The sequence below is a fragment of the Aeromonas sp. 61P genome, from assembly GCF_051919545.1.
GTDB classification, from domain to species: Bacteria; Pseudomonadota; Gammaproteobacteria; order Enterobacterales; family Aeromonadaceae; genus Aeromonas; species Aeromonas veronii.
Genome location: NZ_JBQBEL010000001.1, coordinates 3,812,771 through 3,832,092, shown reverse-complemented (window position 1 = coordinate 3,832,092; position 19,322 = coordinate 3,812,771). Strand labels below are relative to the sequence as shown.

Here is a 19,322-nt window from a genome sequence, read left to right as displayed (position 1 = left end):
ACCGGCGGGTGCAGGTTGGCCATCACACAGGGTGTTACAAAAATGGATTCAACAGGTTCAATCGATTGAAAATGCCATGCCCCCAAGCGACTCGCGGCCGAAGGAGCGAGGCGGGGGCTCAGCAGGGTGTGAGCAAATGCGAGGAAATAGCGAGTATTTTCATGGGGCTACCATAACCATTCTGGCCGGCCTTGGCAACCGTGATTGAGTGACTACTCAGGAGCCTGATAGTTGTACTGACGGATGATCCGCGCCAGTGTGCCATCATGGCGCATCTCGTCGATTACGGCTTGCCAGCGACGTCCCTCGGTGAAGGGGAACTCCTTGCTGGCGGCGACATAAAATTGGGTACGCATCAGAGTCTCCCCACGTACCAGCCGGTCGGTTGGCAAATCACCAAGGCGCTGGTTGTAGAGGATGGCGTTCCAGGCGGCCACCCAGGCATCGATACGGCCCCGATGCAATTTCTGGGCATTGAGCTTCTCGGTGGCCACGGTATCACTTTCAAGCTTAAGTCGTTGTCTGAGCAGATGCTGACCGAAGGAGTAGCGCAAGGTGCCGATCTGCAGCGGTGGGAGATCTGTCACTTTGAGGGGAGAAGGATGAAAGCGGCGATCGCTGACGATGACAAAATCGTCATCGAGTATCGGTGTTACCCAGTAGTAGAGGTGTTCCCGTTGAGTGCTGCGTACCGGCGGGATCAGCAGCACATCCTTGCGGTGGATAGCCTGAGTCAGGGCTCTGGCCAGTGGCATCAGCTCGATGGTGAGCGGTTCTTTGAGGCGTCGCGCGGCCTCTTCCATGATCTCGATGGCGACACCGCTTGGTTTGCCGTGAGAGGAGCGAATGACATAGGGGGGTAGCTCGGCTGCCACCAGCACAATAGCCTGGGCACCGGTGTTCACCAGCAATAACAGCAGGGCAAAAAAGGGCAGGCAGAGAGCGCGCATCAAGGTCGTGAGCCAGAGTCGAATATGCAGAGTGTAACATTCCTGCCTGCGTTGTCGTTGTGCCCGCAGAGGGGTTGGGATCTCAGTCGAAGAAATCCCGCAGATCGCGCACTTCGTAATCAGCGAGTTGCTGCCAGGGGAGCTGAGCAGGCAGCTTGCGCAGGGTCACCTCCATCCGGTAGCTGCGATAGCCGTCGAGACTGGCCGATTCGACCACCAGCGGGATCTGCCACTGACTCGACCAGAGAATCCGGGTTCGTTGCTGCCCTTCGCGCTTTTCATACCAGCGGGCCTGCTCGGGGGCGGCCTCATCCAGTGGAGTCATCCCCTCGATCAGCACCGGGTTGACGAGATGGCGGATCCGCAGCCAGTCGGGCTTGAAGGCCACCTGGCCATACTCTTCCACCGGCACTTCAACCAGCTGGTTGTGCCAGCTGTCGGCATAGCGCAGCTGAAGTTCACCCTCATCACTTCGGCTGACCCAGCGGGCTGCCATCTGGTGGGTAAAGTGCTTGTGGCCGGGGGTTGCGTCGTGAGTGGCGTGATAGGCGCGGGCAAGGGGTAGGGGAATGAGCCGCTGGCTCCACACCTGATTGCCCACGCGCAGCCACTTCTCTTGCCAGACACTCTCTCTGGCGATGCCATCGCTGCCGGTGTTCCGGTCGTGATAGCTGATCCGGGCGGCGAGATCCGGGGGGGTGTCGTCAGCATGCAGAGGGAAGGCGAGGGTGCTGCCAAGCAGCCATAACGAAAGCAAAAGTCGCATCATCATCTGTCGCTCGAAAGAGCCGGGGCCCGGGCCGCTGAGTCAATTGCTCAGATGCACCCAGGCCCCTGCTGCTTACAGGCCGAGCGCCTCCCGCAGTTTGCCAAACACCTTGGTGTTATCCAGCGTGCCTTTGAAGCGGTTGCTGCCGGCGCCATCGGCAAACAGCATCACATCGCCGCCGCCGTGGGTTTCCGATGTCAGTTTGACGCCGGTCTCCTGCAGATAGTCATTAGCCATCACCTGATCGCTGGTGAGGACCGGGCGCACATCGGGGCGGTTGGGGCCGTTACCGAACACCAGGGTGGTGAAGGGCTTGCCATCCACATCGTTCTGGGTCGAGCCATCGCCATTTTTAACCAGATCCAGCACCGGATTGCCTTTGGCTGAGTAGCCGTTAATGGTCATGGTGTGGTCATGGTCGGCGGTGACCACGATCAGGGTATTGTTGAGATCCACTTTACCCAGCGCCGTCTTGACCGCCTCATCCAGTGCCACCGCGTCGGTGAGCGAGCGCTTGGCGTTGGTGCCGTGCAGGGCATGATCGATCCGGCCGCCTTCTACCATCAGGAAGTAACCCTGACTGTTCTTGCTCAGCAGGTCGATCGCCTTGGCGGTCATTTCGGAGAGGGACGGCTGGGTATTGGCAGCCCCCTTGGCGACCCGATCCAGCTCGTAGTCCAAGTGGGATTTGCTGCTGAACAGACCGAGCACCTTGCCACTGGTGACCTTGGCCAGTTCACTTTGGGTAGTGACATAGCTGTATCCCTGCGCCTTCATCTCGGCGGTCAGGTCGCGGTTGTCATTGCGACCGCTCTTGTTGCTGGCGCTGTAGGGGGTCCAGTGGTTGGCACCACCGCCCATCAGTACATCGACCCCATCTTTGAGGGCACTGTTATAGCCAGCGCCCCCCGGAACGGCCTGTGCGGCGATGTCATAAGCGGCATCCCGATGGCAGATGTGGGCGTAGGTAGCCGCCGGGGTCGCGTGGGTCAGCTCGGTGGTGGTGACGGCCCCGACCGATTTGCCTGCCGCCTTGGCCAGCTCCAGTATGGTGGGCACCGGCTTGCCGTTATCGCTGCTGCAATTGTTGACGGTTTTGTTGCCATTGACATCTTTGCCGGGAGCAACGGCTTTGGTGTCGCTGCTCATGGCGATCACCTCGTTGTTCATCTTGACCCCGGTGGTGTAGGCCGCCATGGAGGGGGCCGAGTCGGTGGTCTGGGCATCGTTGGAGAAGGTCTTGATGCGGGTACTGCGCGGCAGTTTCATCATCTCCAGATTGCCCTCCTCCCCCACCTTGAACAGGCGGGTGGCGGTGAGCACGGTGGGCCCCATGCCATCACCGATAAAGAGAATGACGTTTTTGGCATCAGCGGCCTGTGCCTGGGAGGTTGCGCCCAGCGCACTGAACAGGGCTGCGCAGACCAGCGTGTGCTTGATGGATGTGTTCATCTGTTTGCTCATGAAAGTGCTCCTTACAGCTTGGCCGCAGCCTTGATCTTGCCGAACACGGCGGTGTTATCGAGTGAGCCATGTAAGCTGTCAGCCCCCTTGCCGATGGCGCCGAGGAAGACATCTGTGCCGCCGTGGGTCTCGTTGCCGATCTCGCCTACCTTGACCACCACTTCCTGGTGGTAGTCATTGGCGGAGACGGTGGCATCGTCGAGTGGGGCGACGCTGCTGCGCGGGCCATCTACCCGGTTGTAGCCGTTGCCAAAACCTATGATGGTGTAGGGCATGCCCTCGCTATCCTTGCTTGGCTCGCCAGTCTCGTAGTTCTTCACCAGCCCGAGTACGCCGGGGTTGTCGGCGGTGGTCTTGCCGGTGCGCTTGGCATAGCCGTTGAGCACGAGCGTGTGGTCGTGGTCGGCGGTGACCACGATCAGGGTGTTTTTCAGCTCGGGGTCGCTCTTTTTCACCTCGTCGATGGCGGCCTTGATGGCGTTGTCGAAGGCGATGGTGTCCTGCAGCGCCCGCTTGGCGTTGGTGTCGTGCAGGGCGTGGTCGATGCGCCCCCCTTCCACCATCAGGAAGTAACCCTTCTCTTTGCCCTTGAGCTGCTTGATGGCGGCCAGGGTCATCTGGGCCAGTGACGGCTCGCTGGCAGGGCGGTCCAGGTCATATTTCATGTGACTGGAACCAAACAGTCCCAGCAGCGGCTTGCCCGCATCGGCCTTGTTCAGCTCATCCAGATTGCTGGCAAACTGGTAGCCCTTGGCCTGCATTTCGCTGATGAGGTTGCGGCCATCCTCCCGCTTGCCCTTGTCGGTTTTGGGCAGGAAGAAACTGCTGCCGCCACCGAGCACCACATCCAGCCCCTCTTTGAGGGCGCTGTTGTAGCCTTTGCCGCCCGGCACCAGCTGGACGGCGATATCTGCCTCCAGATCCCGGTTGCAGATATGGGCATAGGTAGCCGCCGGGGTGGCGTGGGTTACCCGGGTGCTGGTTACCACACCGGTACCGCGGCCATCGGCTTTGGCCAGCTCCAGCAGGGTGGTCACCGGCTTGCCAGCGCTCTTGCTGCAGTCGCTCTCATAGGTGGCATCGCCGTCCATGCTGATGACGCCGTTGTTGCTCTTGACCCCGGTCATGTAGGCCGCCATGGAGGGGGCCGAGTCAGTGACCTGGGCATCATGGGAGAAGGTCTTGATAAAGGCCGTCTCTGGCAGGGTATCGATGGTGAGATCACCCTCTTCGCCGACACCGTAGATGCGGGCCGCCGTCAGAGTGTTGAGGCCCATGCCGTCACCGAGGAAGAAGATGACGTTGGTGGGTTGGGCTGCGGGCTTGGTCGCCACCGTGTCATTGTCTGATTTGCAGCCGGCAGCCAGGGCGGCGCCGATCATCACTGCAAGTCCTGCCATTTTTCTCATTGGGGTTCGCTCCTTGTAAAACCTGAGCGCAGCCTAGAGGGGGCAGATGACACTTTTACTGACTATCGGTGACGGTTGTGTGAACAAATGATAAGAATGTTACATTATATCAATGTGTTATCTGTCAGTTGAGCTGATTGGTCCGGTCGTTTCCGGCAAGGTTGTTCCGCCTCGGCGGTTTGCTGATTTGATGAGGTGATGGTTAGAATGACCTGTCAAAAGAGGCCCGCAGCAGGTAAAATGCGCCCCCTTCGTTCGATGCCCGCGGCAGAGCGCCTGTTGTTCCATGCGCGCGCCCGCAGCCCCCACAGAGAGTAACGGATATGTCCATCAACTGGTTCCCCGGTCACATGCACAAGGCCCGCAAAGAGATTGCCGAGGTCATGCCCCAGGTCGATGTGATCATCGAGATGCTCGATGCCCGCATCCCCTTCTCCAGCGAAAACCCGCTGGTGCCCGAGCTGCGTGGTGATACCCCGGTGATCAAGGTGCTGAACAAGGCGGACCTGGCCGATCCGGCGATCACTGATCTGTGGGTGGCGCACATGGAAAAAGAGAAGGGGATCAAGGCGCTGCCGCTGACGCAACAAGAGCCGGAGAAGATCAAGCAACTGCTGACTCTCTGTCACGAGATGCTGCCGGAGCGCAATTTTGAGCTGCGCGGCGTGCGGGCGATGATCATGGGGATCCCCAACGTGGGCAAGTCCACTCTGATCAATACCCTGGCGGGGCGCATCATCGCCCGTACCGGCAACGAGGCGGGGGTGACCAAGTCCCAGCAGCGGATCAAGCTGGATAACAACGTCATCCTGACCGATACCCCGGGTTTCCTCTGGCCCAAGCTCAACCCGCCCTCCTGTGGTTATCGTCTGGCCATCACAGCAGCCATTAAAGACACTGTGTTCGACTATGCCGATATCGCCATGTTCGCCGCTGACTACTTCATCAAGGCCTATCCGGAGCGGATCAAGGTGCGCTACCAGGTTGACGAGTTGCCCGAGACCGAGATCGAGCTGCTGGAGATGATCGCCCGCCAGCGAGCGTTTATGCGCAAAGGGGGGCTGGCCGACCTGCACAAGGCGTCCGAGATCCTGATCAACGAGTTCCGCTCCGGCTTGCTTGGCCGCATCTCGCTGGAGACGCCGGAGATGGTGAGCGTCGAGATTGTCGAAGCCGCCGCAGAAGCCGAGCAAAAAGCCAAAGAGAAGGCCGAGCGGGAAGAGGAGCGTCAGGCTCGCGCCCGTCGCAAGTACGCCCGCAAGCGTCAGAAATAGTTATCCTCAGGCGTCCCGAGCTTGCCTGACTGCGAGCGAGCTAGCGAGCTTGTGTGACCCAGATGACGAAACACGAAGAGGCGACCCCAAGGGTCGCCTCTTCTGTTTTATCTGGTGAAATGCCGCCCACTCTGATGGGGTGTCCGCGCTATAAAGCCATGCCATCAACCAAAACGGTGGCGCGCCGCCTCAAACAGCGACATATGAAGCGGGATCAGCTGTTGCCAGTCGCGGCGATAGCCGCCACCGGGCACAGCGGCGATGGGCAACCCATGCTTGATTGCACAGTCAAATACCATGGCATCGCGCAGGCGAACCCCTTCATCGCTCAAGGAGAGATAACCAAGCTCGTCGGCATGATGCACATCGACGCCTGCCTGATAGAGGATGAGATCCGGCGAATAGAGCCGCAGTGCCAGCGAGAGTGCCTGTTGCAGTGTGGTGAGATAGGCATCGTCCGTCATGCCGCTTGGCAGCGGAAAGTCGAGGTGAGAGGTGGCTTTGTGATGGGGAAAGTTGTGCTCCCCATGGAGGGAGAGGGTGATGATATCGCGCCGTTCGGCGCACAGGGCCGCACTGCCATCCCCCTGATGCACATCGAGATCGACGATCAGCACCTGTTCACAGTGCCCCTCGTCGAGGCAAGCCTGGGCGGCAATCACCAAATCGTTGAACAGACAAAAACCGCTGCCGTGATCCCGATGGGCGTGGTGGTAGCCACCGGAGATCTGCAAGCCGCATCCCTGCTCAAGCGCATAGCGGCTGGCGGCAACGGTGGCACCCACCGAGCGCAAGGTGCGCTCCATCAGCATGGGTGACCAGGGAAAACCGATCTTGCGGATGGCGCGATCTGCCAGCTGGCCGTTCAGGGCCGCCGCGACATAATCGGCATCGTGAATGCGACAGATTTGCTCCCGGGTAGCGGCGGGCGCTTCGCCCAGGGGGTAACCCTGCACCAGCAGGCGTTCAAACAGCCCTTGATACTTGGCCAGCGGGAAGCGATGGCGCTCGGGTAGCGTCAGGGAGGAGTAGAGGGGGTGATAGAAAATGCGCAACGACATGGTGCCATTCTCCCTGGCAAGGTGGCGCTTTCTATATATGAAATCAGCAGATGAATCCATATATGTACTCCCTATATAAAGGGGAAGTGGCAGCGCATGAATCAAGACGCGTCGCGAGTAAGATCGCAAGATATGGAAAAGGGGAGCTTGGCTCCCCTTTCAGTCAATATCTCAGCTCGGTTTATTGCTGCTGGATAACCCAGATCTGGAAGGCTTTGCGGGTTTCCGCATCTGCCTTGTTGTACCAGTTTTGCAACTGGGTCAGCGCTTCCGGATTGCTTTGAGCCTTGCTGGGGGCAACCTGAACCGGTGCGCTGGCGGCAGCCATCACGGCAGCAGTAGAGACGGCAACGGTTTTGGGCTGGTTGAAGGCTTTGCCCATGTTGATCAGCTCTTGCTGATAGTCACGGGTTAGCTGGAAGCCTTCTACTTTCGGCATCACGAACTGTTCGCTACTCACTTGCTGGCCTGTGACCTTGTCTTTCAGCACCACTTTTTGATCTTTGACAAACTGCTTGGCTTCGGCTTCGTTGCGGGGCTTTTTGTAGTCCAGCACCAGCTGCTGATTGTCGGCGGCGGTGAAGTTCAGCACCAGCGGCTCGGCGGTCACCAGCTTGATTTCGTTACGGCTGGAGTAGTTGCCTTCAAAGGCGACGACCAACTGGTGTTTGCCGGCAAAGAGGGGGAAGGTGCTGGTTTTGTCGAGCAGCTTGGGGTTGATGGATTGACCATCGATCAGCTGGACGACATACGGGGTGGTCACTTCCAATTGGGCATCAGCAAGGGCGCTACCGGCCCACAACAGACCAGCCAGCGCCGGTACCAGAACAGTCAGTTTCATTTCATCTCCTTGAACAGTCAGGCGATTGCCCACTGAAAACAGGGGCTCATTTTTACAGGTTTGGCCTACTGCGGCAATGGCTCTTTCTGGTGGTCGATGTTCGCGCTGCTGTCAGTTTGTTTATCAATAGCGACCGACTTATTTATTCGATCCGCCGTGTAAACGGGGGGAGGGCGTCGAGCAACCCCTTGCCATAACGTTTGGTCAGCAGGCGGCGGTCGAGAATGGTGACTCGCCCCCGATCAGCCTCTTTGCGGATGAGGCGGCCACAGGCCTGGATAAGCTTGCGCGATGCCTCCGGCACTGTCAGTTGCAGGAAGGGGTTGCCGCCTCGTTGCTCCACCCACTCGGCAGTGGCCTCCTCGACCGGCGAGTTGGGCACCGCAAAGGGGAGCTTGGTGATGACCAGATTGGTAAGGTAGTGACCCGGCAGATCCAGCCCCTCCGAGAAGCTGCCGGTACCAAACAGGATGCTGGACTGACCGCCATCGCATTTTTGTTTGTGCAGGGTGAGCAGGGCATTGCGGGAGGCTTCCCCCTGCACCAGCAGTGACAGCCCCTTGGCTCGCAAGCCAATGGCCACCTCATTCATCTGGCGGTAGGAGGAGAAGAGCACCAGACTCGCCTCCTTGCCCGCTAGAATTCGTGGCAGCACGCTGATGAGTTCGTTGGTAAAGGCTGGCGAGTTGGGTTCGTGCTCCATCTTGGGCAGATAGAGCTCGGCTTTCTGATAGTCAAAGGGTGAGCGCAGGCGCAGATAGCGGGTACCGTCGTGCTCCTTGAGCCCCACCTGATGGCGAAAATAACTAAAGGAAGAGAGTGCTGTGAGGGTCGCGGAGACCAGTACGGCTCCCAGACATTTCGACCAGAGCCACTCCTCCAGCAGATAGCCTACCTCAATCGGTGAGGCGTGCAGCCAGATATCGCCGTCATCGCTCTTGGCCATCCAGCGGGCGAGCGGGGTTTTACCGGTCGGCACATGGCGCCCCAGCATCTCCCACAGGGCGCAGAAACTCTCCAGCCGCTGCAGATGAAAACCGCTCTCTGCCAGCAGGGGTTCGGCCTCCTTGCGGCGGATCTCGCCATCTTTCAGCGCTTCACCTATGGCCCCTTGCATCCGATCCAGCGCCCGCAGCGCCTTCTTGCTCGACTCCTTGAGATTCTCTGCCAGCATGGGCAGGGGATCCGGCAATACCCCTTCGGCGAAGCGGTAGTGAGGTTCACTGCCAAACAGCCGATCGTTGGCGCTGAGCCACTGCTCGACCGCCTTCAGATCGGGCTGGATGGAGGCCAGCGCATCCTGCAGTTTGAGTTGGGGGTCGAGCAGGCTCTCCTTATTAAGAGTCCGCGCCAGCTTGCCTGCACTTTGTACCAGCTTCTCCAGCCAGCGGCGCGAGCCTTTGACGCTGGCCGACGCCGCGCCGTGATCCCGGGCGATGATGGGCAGGTGATGGGCCTCATCCAGCACATAGATGCACTCATCGGGGGGGGGCAGAATGATGCCGCCGCCCATGGTGAGATCGGAGAGCAGTAGTGCATGGTTCACCACCAGCACATCGGCGCTCTCCATGTCGTTGCGAGCGCGATGAAAGGGGCAGTGCTGGTGATGGCTCAGCGCCTTGTTGCAGGTGTGGCGGTCAGCGGCGATGCGATCCCAGCAAGTGTCGGGAATGGGCTCCGGCCAGTTGTCCCGATCCCCGTCCCATTTGCCATTGGTGTAGGCCTGCCACAGGGCCTGGTAGCGATCTTTGTCGCTGTCAGATGGCTTGGATTTGCTCAGACTGCCAAAGTCGAGCTCGAAGTTGGGCATCTCGGCGCCACTGGCTGCCTGTTCCAGCAGATGTTCGCAGCAGTAACGCTGACGCCCCTTGACCAGCATAAAACGAAACGGCAGCTCGTTGTGGCGATGGTAAAAAGGGAGGTCTTTGTGGATCAGCTGCTCTTGCAGGGCCACGGTGGCGGTGGAGATCACCAGCTTCTTCTGGGTGAGTCGCGCCACCGGGATGGCTCCTTGCGCATAAGAGAGAGATTTGCCGATACCGGTGCCCGCTTCGGCCACCAGAATACGGCGCTGTTTGTCGTACTCGCCGGTCAGGGTTTTTGCTATCTCGGCCACCAGAAAGTTCTGCTCTTTGCGCGGCACAAAACCGGGTAATCCATCCGAAATCTGACGATAGGTTTGACGAATGGTGGCTTTAAGGCGAGTAGAGAGCATGAAGAGAAGGCCAGTTAGGGGTTAATCGAAGAACAAGGATACCCGCAACACCTTGGTGAGGTCGAGGCAACAGCCATTATCACGGCAGTTTTACGCTGATCAGACCACTTTGGTTGTTTATCAGGTAGTTAGCGTCATTTGCATGCAAAATAGACTATTTGAGTCCAAATAATCAGCAGGATTCATTGTAAACGTTTTCCTTTTGCCTTGCCGTCAGGTGAGACTTGGCTCACATTTTTGCCTCCATGACTATGGTTTCCATAAAAAGTTCCAAGTTTTTTCATTGCGGTTCAAAAAATCCGGTGCTAGTCTCGGCGGCATAGTGATGCAAAGAACATCGCTAACACAGGGAATAACAACAACTTAGTGTTTAATTACAGTAGGCATTGGAAACTATGAAAAAGACAATTCTGGCTATTGCTATCCCGGCTCTGTTTGCATCCGCTGCTAACGCCGCAGTGATCTATGACAAAGACGGTACCACTTTCGACGTATACGGCCGTGTACAGGCTAACTACAACGGCGAGCATGACGATAAAGATGGGACTTTGGTTGGTACCTCCCGTCTGGGCTGGTCAGGCAAAGTTGCACTGAACAACACTTGGTCTGGTATCGCAAAAACTGAATGGCAGGTTGCTGCAGAAAACAGTGATAACAGTAAAACTCGCAAAGTTGTTGATGCTACTGGTAAGGAAATTGGTACTGCCGAGGATGACAGTGGCAAATTCAAAGCTCGTCATATCTATGCCGGTTTTGATGGCTCCCAATACGGTCAAGTCATTTTTGGTCAGACTGATACCGCCTTCTACGACTCTATCGCTGCAACCGATATCTTTAACGAATGGGGTAGCCGTGGTAACTACTACGAAGGTCGTCAAGAAGGTCAAGTAATTTATTCCAATAAAGTTGGTGGCTTCACCGGTAAAGTTTCTTATCAAACTAGTGACGACAAGTTCTTCGTCGATACTGATGCAGCAGGCGATATCAAAGAGCTAGTTATCACTGATGTTAAGCGTAAAAATGCTTACAGTGCCGCAGTAGGTTATGCTTTCGACTTCGGTTTGGGTGTAAATGCAGGCTATGCCTATTCAGATTTGGAAGGTAAGACTGCCCCAGCTGACAAAGGTGAGAAAGAAGATTGGGCACTGAGTGCTAACTATGGCATTGCAGGTTTCTACTTTGCTGGCATGTACACTGAAGGTGAAATCAAGAATAAAACTAACGGTGCAAAAGTTGATGGTAAAGGCTACGAGTTGGCAGCTTCTTACAATGTAGATGCATGGACCTTCTTGGCCGGTTATAACTTTGCTGAGGCTCGTCAGACTGGTGGTGAGTACAAAGATCTGGTAGAAGATACCCTGCTGGGCGTTCAGTATGCTTTCACTCCGAAGTTGAAAGCTTACACCGAATACAAAATCGAAGGTCTGGATAAGAAAGACGATCAGTGGACTGTTGCTCTGCAGTACAACTTCTAATAAGTTGAACATGAGTAATATCCTGGCTTGAGTCTTTGACCAGGCTACGAATGGCCGAGATGATATCTCGGCCATTTTCTTTTTTGGCGACAGCGGATTGGCGTCATGATAAATCGCCGGATGGCTGTGTTAAGTGATGTTTGGCAAACCATCTGTCTTAGTTAATCTCTCCTGCTTCCTGCTTCCTGCTTCCTGCTTCCTGCTTATCTCTTTGATGGGGAGGGCACTGCTCTCCTCTACGCCATACAGTCATTGCTCGTAGCAGCTTGGTTTGACTGTGAGAATCTGGCAGCCCTTGTAAGGGGCGGCGCTATTTGCGCGGCTTGTGCGGATATTTAGGGGGCATGCTTGGTGGATGTGATGCAGCGCAGGGAGAGGGGATTGTGATGCCAAATCTAGGTAGGTACTTGATGCGTCGCCGCTCGCGACTGAGTTAGCGTTGAAATCGGTAATAAACAAAAAGGGAAGATGCCTGAGTATCTTCCCTTTTTGGTGATATGAGCGTTGCTACTTTTGCAGGATTAGCCGTGTTGGCGGCGGTCGTTGGCCTGGGCCAGTAGCATGCGGCTTTCACGCAGGAACTGGTCGGCGTGTTCGCCGAAGAAACCGGAAACTTGCGAGAAGGCCGCGATGAAACCGTCCCTGTCCCCCCGCTCCAGCAGCCCCAGCGCTTCGCCGAAGTTTTGGTAGTAGCGACGGATCATCGCCAGATTCTGCGGTGACGACAAAATGATGTCGGCATAGAGGTGGGGATCTTGGGCAAACAGCCGCCCCACCATGGCGAGCTCCAGCCGGTAGATGGGGGAGCTCAAACTCAGCAGGCGATCCAGATTGGCCTGCTCCCGGGAGAGGTGCCAGCCATAGGCAAAGGTGGCGAAGTGACGCAGTGCCTGAATGAGGGTCATCGCCTCATCGTGGGCCTTGGCTTCCACCTGCTGCAAGCGGGCGCCCCAGATGGTCATCTGATCCAGCAACCATTGGCTGGCTGCGGGGTCACGCCCCTGACAGCAGACGATCACCTGCTTGGCGAGACTCGCCACATCTGGCCCAAACATGGGGTGCAGTCCCAGTACCGGCCCTTGGTGCACCGCCAGCATATGTTCGAGCGGCGTCGCTTTCACGCTGGTGACATCGACCAGCAGGCAGTGGGCGGGCAGGTTGCCGAGGCGGTCGATGATCTGGCAGGTGATATCGATGGGCACCGCCACCATCACCAGACCGGCTCCGGCGAGGATCTCGTCAGCGCGCGGCCAGTCGGCTTGTTCCAGCGTCTCGACCCGATAGCCTGAGAGGCTGAACATATGACCGAACAGCCGACCAAGCTGGCCCTGACCACCGATGATGACCACCTTGCCAAGATCCGGCTTTATGCATTTGAAGCCTGTATCTTTCTCGTTGGCATAAGATTCACGCATCACCCGGCGCAGTACGTCTTCGATGAGATCGCCGGGCACTCCCAACTGCTCGGCCTCGGCGCGGCGGCGGGCCAGCATGCTCGCTTCCCGATCTGGTGCATAGATGGGCAGGCCGTGGCGGCTCTTTACCTCACCCACTTCTCCCACCAGGGCCAGACGGGCGGCCAGCAGATCGATCAGCTGCTTGTCCACCGCATCTATCTTGTCCCTGAGTACATTCAACTCTTCAGCCATATCCAGTCCCTGCTGGCGCCGCGAGCGGCGGCGCCCTGAAAATCAGATGCAACAAGGTATCACTGCATGAGCGGTTTGATGCCACCACTAGTGATACCTCGATTGTTCAATAGGTTACGACAAGATACCACGGCTTACCGTGCAGTTCTGCCCTTGAGGGGGTCAGCCAGCTGGTTGTGGCAGCGGGCCAGCAGGGTGGCGGTGGTGTCCCAGTCGATGCAGGCATCTGTGATGGAGACCCCGTAGCGCATCTGCTGCTTGGGCTGCTCGCTGGACTGGTTTCCCTCGAACAGGTTGGATTCGAGCATCACCCCGATGATGGAGCGGTTGCCCTCCTGGATCTGGTGGATGACGTTGTCGGCCACCTTGGGCTGCAAACGGTGATCCTTGCTGGAGTTGCCGTGGCTGCAATCCACCACCAGGCTAGGCAGCAGGCCCGCTTTCTCCAGCGCCTCTTCCGCCAGCGACACATTGACCGAGTCATAGTTGGGATGTTTGCCGCCACGCAGGATCACGTGGCCATCCGGGTTGCCCTGGGTCTGCAGCAGCGCAACCTGGCCCTGCTGGTTGATCCCCATAAAGGCGTGAGGGGAGGAGGCCGCCTGCAACGCATTAATGGCAGTCCCCAGGTTGCCGTCGGTGCCATTCTTGAAGCCGACCGGCATCGAGAGGCCGGACGCCATCTCCCTGTGGGTCTGGGATTCGGTGGTGCGGGCGCCGATGGCTGACCAGGAGAAGAGCTCGGCCAGATATTGCGGGCTGATGGGGTCGAGCGCTTCGGTGGCCAGCGGCAACTCCAGCTCCGCCAGCCAGCAGAGCAGCTCGCGGGCACGGTGCAGCCCCAGCTCCACATCGAAGGTGCCATCCAGATTGGGGTCGTTGATAAAGCCTTTCCAGCCGACCGTGGTGCGCGGCTTCTCAAAGTAGACCCGCATGACAATGTAGAGAGAGTCCTGATAGGCATCATGCAGCGCTTTGAGTCTGGTTGCGTACTCTTTGGCGGCGTCCATGTCGTGGATGGAGCAGGGACCACAGATCACCAGCAGCCGGTGATCGCGGCGGTGAATGATATCGGCGATGGTATTACGGGCCCCTTGCACGAATGCCAGCGCCTTGTCGGAGATGGGTAACTTCTCCTTGAGCTGGGCAGGCGTGATCATCACTTGTTCGGACTGGATATGGATGTTGTTCAGGGGGTCTCTTTGCATGATTTCATTCTCTCTACTGTATTAAGCCAAAAGCGGTTGTACCTATATATTTACACTGGTACCTGCTTTGTTACGCAACCGCCATCACCTTACCAAGGAAAAACAAACAATCAAGTGAAACTAGTGGGTTTACCGCTAAAAAGTCAGATAAAGGAGCTGCTATATAGCGCGAACAGGAATAATACAGAGGATTTTTCGGAGGGTTAATGGTTTTTGTGTAATTTAATGTTTACGACTTGAGGGCGTGAAGGCTGCGTTGCCCAGCTGTTTACCCACAGTAAATGGTATCTCTGGGAGACTGCAACGCGATGGCAATGATGGTGTGAGGTGGCTAGGTCAGCCATAGAAAGAGGGAGCCATTATGGCTCCCTTTGCGGTAGGAAGGGGGATCCCGTCTGGCTGCGGATCAGCACTTCTGTTTTCCCTGCAGCTCTTTGTTCAGGCGAGTGAGCATCCCCTGAGTGACCAGCACTATGCCCTGCTCGGAGCGGTGGAAGCGACGTGCATCTTCATCGGCGTTTTCACCGATCACCGTGCCTTCCGGCAGTTTGCACCCCTTGTCGATCACCACCCGGCGCAGTCGGCAACCGGCACCTATCTCCACTCCCGGGAAGATAACGGCCTGATCCAGGGTGCAGAAGGAGTCGACCCGCACATTGGTAAAGAGCACCGAACTCAGGATGAAAGAGCCACTGACGATGGTGCCCCCGGCAAACATGGAGTTGATGGTCATGCCGTGCTGGCCGTTTCGGTCCTGCACGAACTTGGCGGGAGGAGTCATGTTCTGACTGGTCCAGATGGGCCAGTCCTGATCGTAGATATCCAGCTCAGGCGTGACGGAAGCGAGATCCATATTGGCCTCCCAGAAGGAGTCCACGGTGCCCACATCGCGCCAGTAGGGGCGGCGATCCGGACAGCAGCCGACACAGGACATGCCAAACGGGTGAGCGAATGCGGTGCCCTCTTTCACCACGCGGGGGATCACGTCCATGCCGAAATCGTGATGGGACTGCTCGTTGGCAATGTCCTCTTCCAGCAGCTGATAGAGATACTCCGCATCGAAGATATAGACGCCCATGGAGGCCAGCGCGGTGTCGGCCTTGCCCGGCATGGCGGGCGGGTTGGCGGGCTTTTCGACGAAGGCATTGATCTTGCGATCATCATCCACCGCCATTACCCCGAAGGCGCTTGCTTCACTGCGTGGCACCTCGATGCAGGCAACGGTCACCTTGGCGCCCATATTGACGTGATCGAGCAGCATGGCGGCGTAATCCATCTTGTAGATGTGGTCGCCTGCCAGCACCACCACATATTTGGGGGCGTGATCGCGGATGATATCCAGATTCTGGTAGACCGCATCGGCGGTACCCCGATACCAGTTCACCTCATCCACCCGCTGCTGGGCAGGGAGCAGATCGATAAACTCGTTCATCTGGTAGCGCAGGAAAGACCAGCCCGATTGGAGATGGCGCAACAGGCTGTGGGATTTGTACTGGGTCACGACACCGACCCGACGGATGCCGGAGTTGATGCAGTTGGAGAGCACGAAATCGATGATGCGGAATTTGCCGCCGAAATGAACGGCAGGTTTTGCACGGTTGTCGGTTAACTGTTTGAGGCGACTACCCCGCCCTCCTGCGAGTACCAAAGCCATGGTCTCGTTCAGCAACTGTCTGGATTTTGCTGTATTGGCAGGTTGTAACAACATCTCATATCCCTTTGTAGATAAATCACTACAATGTTGCCTCCTTTGAGCCCTCAAGAAAGTGCTTTCAGTCACATTTTATGGTTTCTGACGTAATAAAATGACCTTTTTGTTATTAAAAATGACGGGTTGATCCGTCATTGCTTTCAATATGGTCAGTTGTCAATTGAGGCGAGCCGAACGACAAAATGGGCGGCGAGAGAGGAGGGATGAAAAAGCCCCTGCCAATGGTTGGCAGGGGCCCGGTTTGTTGAGACCCTGAGCCGGGTCTGATTAACAAGGTTCAGGCTGCGTTGGCCAGTGGCTCCTCGCTCTTCTTCTGGTAGGCCTGCGGGGTGAGCCCAAGCAGCTCCTGCACGGTCGAGGCGACGGTAATGGAGGAGACGGTGCCCACCAGGATCCCGGCAAACAGGGTGAAGGAGAAGCCGTAGAGAGCGTCACCGCCAAACAACAACAGAGCGCCCACGGTAAACAGGGTGGTGCCCGAGGTGATCATGGTGCGACTGAAGGTCGCCTTGATGGCCACATCGGAGCACTCGTGGATGCCCATCTGGGTACGCGAGCTCAGCAGATCCCGCAGCCTGTCCGAGATGACGATGCTGTCGTTGAGGGAGTAGCCGATCACCGCCATCAAACCGGCGATGATGTTCAGATCGAATTCAATCTGAAAGAGTGACAGCAGCCCCAGCGCCACGATGGCGTCATGGACCACCGAGAGCAGGATGCCGATGGCCTGACGCCACTCGAAACGAAACGCCAGATAGGCCGACATCGCCAGCGAAGCGACCAGTACCGCCAGCATCCCCTGCTGGAACAGTTCTGCACCCACCTGAGGGCCGACGATGGTGGTGCGCAGCAACTCGACCGGCATCCCCAGCTGTTGGGTCAGCATGGTGGCGAGATCTGCCGCGGGCCAGGGAAGTTCGTGGGGGGGCAGCTTGATCAGCCACTCGCCGGGAATACCGGCCGAGCTCAGCTCAACGGCTCCCGCCAGCGGGGAGACCAGCATGGCATTGAGCTCATGGGCCTCTTTCAGGGTCTGGATATGAAACTCCAGCAGGATCCCGCCGGTAAAATCGAGCCCCAGTGTCAGGCCGTTCACCAGCAAGATGGCAACGCTGGCCACGGTCAGCAGGATGGAAGCCCACAGGCCAATATAACGCCAACGGGTCAGCCCCATGGCAACGATCATTCTCAACATAATTCTCTCCTTGGCCAGCCAGCACCAGGCTGTTGGCCCATCACGACGTGTCGCGACACGCCTGGAAATAGTGTTCTGCTTTGGCCGCTCCGGCCATATCCATGGCCGATGGCGCAGCCAAAGCCGCTCATCAGAAGGACTGCTGTCTCGTTACACCTTCAGCGTGCGCTCGCTGCTGCGTCCCCAGAGGGGGTTGATGATGGCGCGCGTCCCCCAGATCCCGGTGATCATGCTGGAGAGCAGACCCAGAATGAGGGTGATGGAGAAGCCCTGCAGCGGCCCGGAGCCGATGGAGTAGAGCACCACAGCGCAGATGAGCGTAGTGATGTTGGCATCGAAAATGGTGTGGAAGGCCGAGCGATAGCCAAAGTCGATGGCGTTGGCCAGTGAGCCCCCTTCTCGCAGCCGGTCCCTGATCCGCTCGAAGATCAGCACATGGGTATCCACAGCCATGCCCACCGTCAGCACCAGACCGGCGATCCCCGGCAGGGTCAGCACGGCGCCCGGCAGCACTGCCAGCATGCCGACCTGCATCAACAGGTTGGCGACCAGCGCCGTGATGGCAACCCAGCCGAATTTGCGGTACCAGGCCATCATGAACAGCATCATGCCCGCCATGCCGAAGGCCAGCGCGGTGAAGCCCGCCTCGATATTCTGCATCCCCAGCGTCGGGCCTATGCTGCGTTCCTCCAGGATCTTGAGAGGGGCGGTGAGGGCGCCGGCACGCAGCAGCATGGCCAGCTCTTGCGCCTCCGGCAGACTGCCAATGCCGGTGATGCGGAACTGGTTGCCAAGGGCGGTCTGGATGGTGGCGACGTTGATCACCTCGCTCTGGGCGCGCAGTTTGCCCTGGGCGTTGGTCTTGTACTCGGTGAAGACGGTCGCCATCGGCTTGCCCACATGCTGGCGGCTGAACTGGTTCATCTTGCTGCCACCCAGGGTGTCGAGCACGATATTGACCTGGGGTTGACCCATTTCGCCCATGTTGGCGCGGGCATCGACGATGTGCTCGCCGGTGAGTACCGGCTTGCGTGCCATGCCGACGGCCTGACCGTTGCGATCGGCGATATAGAAATGGCTATCGGCTTTGGCCTCGTAGAAGGCTAGCGAGGCGGTGGCCCCGATCACCTCTTTCGCCTGCTTGGGGTTGTGTACTCCGGGCAGTTCGATACGGATGCCATCCTGACCTTGACGCACCACCGAGGCCTCGACGATGCCGAGCTCGTTGATCCGTTTTTTCAGGATCGACAGGTTCTGGGTCACGGCGTTGTTGACCAGCAGGGTGCGTTCAGCATCGCTCAGCACCAGTTTCAGATCATTGCCGGAGCGGGTCAGCTTCCACTGATCCTGACGGGTACCGGCACTCTCCTTGATGATAGAGAGCCAGCTCTCCTGTTCGGCGACCTCCGGCAGGGTGACGGCTACGGCGCCCTGTGCCGTGCGCACGACGCTGGCGCCGCGCAGGTTGGCTTCACGGAAACGGGTGCGCAGGGTATCCACCAGATTCTTGGTCTGATTGTCGATGACAAAGTCTACGTCCACCCCGATCAGCAGTTGGGAGCCGCCACGCAGATCGAGCCCCAGCCTGATGGGGTCGGCGCCGAGGCGGGTGATCCAGGCTGGCGCGTTGGAGTTAAACTCCAGGGTCAGGGCGGCACTGTCGACCCCTTGCTGCTCCAGCAACTGCTTGGCGCGCTGCTGTTCGCCCTGGCTGGCAAAGACCAGCTCGACTCGCTCGGGTTGCTCAATTACCTTGATCGGGGTCAGGTGTTTGTCGTTCAGCAGCATCTGTTGCTGGGTGGTCAGGCGCTGCTGTCCGTGCAGACCAAGGGAGGGCTGCTCACCGAAAAAGGTGGGCAGGGAGTAAAAGGTAAAGGTCAACAGCATCAACAGCAGCAGTGCGTACTGCCACTTGCTCATGCGGTTGAGAACGGTGCGATTGCTCTTTCTCATGGCAAACAAGCCTCTGTCAGGAGAATGGTGCCTAGGCCGATAGCAACAAGGCTCGGCAAGGCGCAAAAAATGGGATGCATCAGATGAGGATCAGGCAGCCGCCGGATCCGTCAGGAAGAGGAGATGAGCAAACAGTGGATGTGCCAGC

14 protein-coding genes are annotated in these 19,322 nt (G+C 58.0%); 2 read left to right on the top strand and 12 right to left on the bottom strand.

The window, feature by feature from the left end; translation table 11 throughout:
* Positions 1-212: 212 nt before the first annotated feature.
* The 4 genes from ACTG2O_RS17940 to ACTG2O_RS17925 all read right to left on the bottom strand — a co-directional run bounded on the left by ACTG2O_RS17940 (position 213) and on the right by ACTG2O_RS17925 (position 4,592).
* Positions 213-950 (bottom strand): substrate-binding periplasmic protein, encoded by a 738-nt coding sequence (locus tag ACTG2O_RS17940; RefSeq protein ID WP_043823459.1) that lies wholly within the window; start codon positions 948-950, stop codon positions 213-215.
* An 82-nt stretch (positions 951-1,032) separates the two neighbouring features.
* Positions 1,033-1,719 carry a hypothetical protein gene (locus ACTG2O_RS17935; protein WP_005359576.1) on the bottom strand — a complete coding sequence of 229 codons (687 nt, stop codon included), beginning with the start codon at positions 1,717-1,719 and terminating at the stop codon, positions 1,033-1,035.
* 72 nt (positions 1,720-1,791) lie between these two features.
* Positions 1,792-3,183, bottom strand: coding sequence for an alkaline phosphatase (locus tag ACTG2O_RS17930; RefSeq protein ID WP_439976417.1), 1,392 nt, complete (start codon positions 3,181-3,183; stop codon positions 1,792-1,794).
* 11 nt (positions 3,184-3,194) lie between these two features.
* Entirely contained in the window at positions 3,195-4,592 is a 1,398-nt protein-coding gene (locus ACTG2O_RS17925; protein WP_439976416.1) for an alkaline phosphatase, read from the bottom strand.
* A 323-nt stretch (positions 4,593-4,915) separates the two neighbouring features.
* Here ACTG2O_RS17925 and ylqF point away from each other — a divergent pair, with 323 nt between their 5' ends.
* Positions 4,916-5,866 carry a ribosome biogenesis GTPase YlqF gene (ylqF, locus tag ACTG2O_RS17920; protein ID WP_111899712.1) on the top strand — a complete coding sequence of 317 codons (951 nt, stop codon included), beginning with the start codon at positions 4,916-4,918 and terminating at the stop codon, positions 5,864-5,866.
* A 164-nt stretch (positions 5,867-6,030) separates the two neighbouring features.
* Here ylqF and ACTG2O_RS17915 read toward each other — a convergent pair whose 3' ends face one another.
* The 3 genes from ACTG2O_RS17915 to dinG all read right to left on the bottom strand — a co-directional run bounded on the left by ACTG2O_RS17915 (position 6,031) and on the right by dinG (position 9,983).
* Complete coding sequence (locus tag ACTG2O_RS17915) at positions 6,031-6,927, bottom strand: histone deacetylase family protein (RefSeq protein ID WP_019445276.1); 897 nt, start codon at positions 6,925-6,927, stop codon at positions 6,031-6,033.
* 181 nt (positions 6,928-7,108) lie between these two features.
* The gene (locus ACTG2O_RS17910; protein WP_019445277.1) at positions 7,109-7,768 is read right to left on the bottom strand and encodes a YccT family protein; all 660 of its coding nucleotides are present in this window, start codon (positions 7,766-7,768) and stop codon (positions 7,109-7,111) included.
* A gap of 142 nt (positions 7,769-7,910) precedes the next feature.
* Positions 7,911-9,983 (bottom strand): ATP-dependent DNA helicase DinG, encoded by a 2,073-nt coding sequence (gene dinG / locus ACTG2O_RS17905; RefSeq protein WP_439976415.1) that lies wholly within the window; start codon positions 9,981-9,983, stop codon positions 7,911-7,913.
* 395 nt (positions 9,984-10,378) lie between these two features.
* On the opposite strand from dinG, the gene ACTG2O_RS17900 reads away from it, so the two are divergent.
* Positions 10,379-11,458 carry a porin gene (locus tag ACTG2O_RS17900; protein ID WP_019445279.1) on the top strand — a complete coding sequence of 360 codons (1,080 nt, stop codon included), beginning with the start codon at positions 10,379-10,381 and terminating at the stop codon, positions 11,456-11,458.
* A 521-nt stretch (positions 11,459-11,979) separates the two neighbouring features.
* Here the strand turns inward: ACTG2O_RS17900 and tyrA are convergent.
* The 5 genes from tyrA to secD form a co-directional block, all read right to left on the bottom strand.
* Positions 11,980-13,107, bottom strand: coding sequence for a bifunctional chorismate mutase/prephenate dehydrogenase (gene tyrA / locus ACTG2O_RS17895; RefSeq protein WP_019445280.1), 1,128 nt, complete (start codon positions 13,105-13,107; stop codon positions 11,980-11,982).
* Positions 13,108-13,241: 134 nt separating this feature from the next.
* The gene (locus tag ACTG2O_RS17890; protein WP_005344622.1) at positions 13,242-14,315 is read right to left on the bottom strand and encodes a 3-deoxy-7-phosphoheptulonate synthase; all 1,074 of its coding nucleotides are present in this window, start codon (positions 14,313-14,315) and stop codon (positions 13,242-13,244) included.
* 406 nt (positions 14,316-14,721) lie between these two features.
* A complete protein-coding gene (glgC, locus tag ACTG2O_RS17885) occupies positions 14,722-16,023 on the bottom strand; it encodes a glucose-1-phosphate adenylyltransferase (protein ID WP_019445281.1) in 1,302 nt (433 codons plus the stop codon).
* A 280-nt stretch (positions 16,024-16,303) separates the two neighbouring features.
* Positions 16,304-17,221, bottom strand: coding sequence for a protein translocase subunit SecF (gene secF, locus ACTG2O_RS17880; RefSeq protein ID WP_005334046.1), 918 nt, complete (start codon positions 17,219-17,221; stop codon positions 16,304-16,306).
* Between the two features lie 150 nt (positions 17,222-17,371).
* Positions 17,372-19,174, bottom strand: a complete 1,803-nt coding sequence (gene secD, locus ACTG2O_RS17875; RefSeq protein WP_439976414.1) for a protein translocase subunit SecD — start codon at positions 19,172-19,174, stop codon at positions 17,372-17,374.
* Positions 19,175-19,322: the final 148 nt, after the last annotated feature.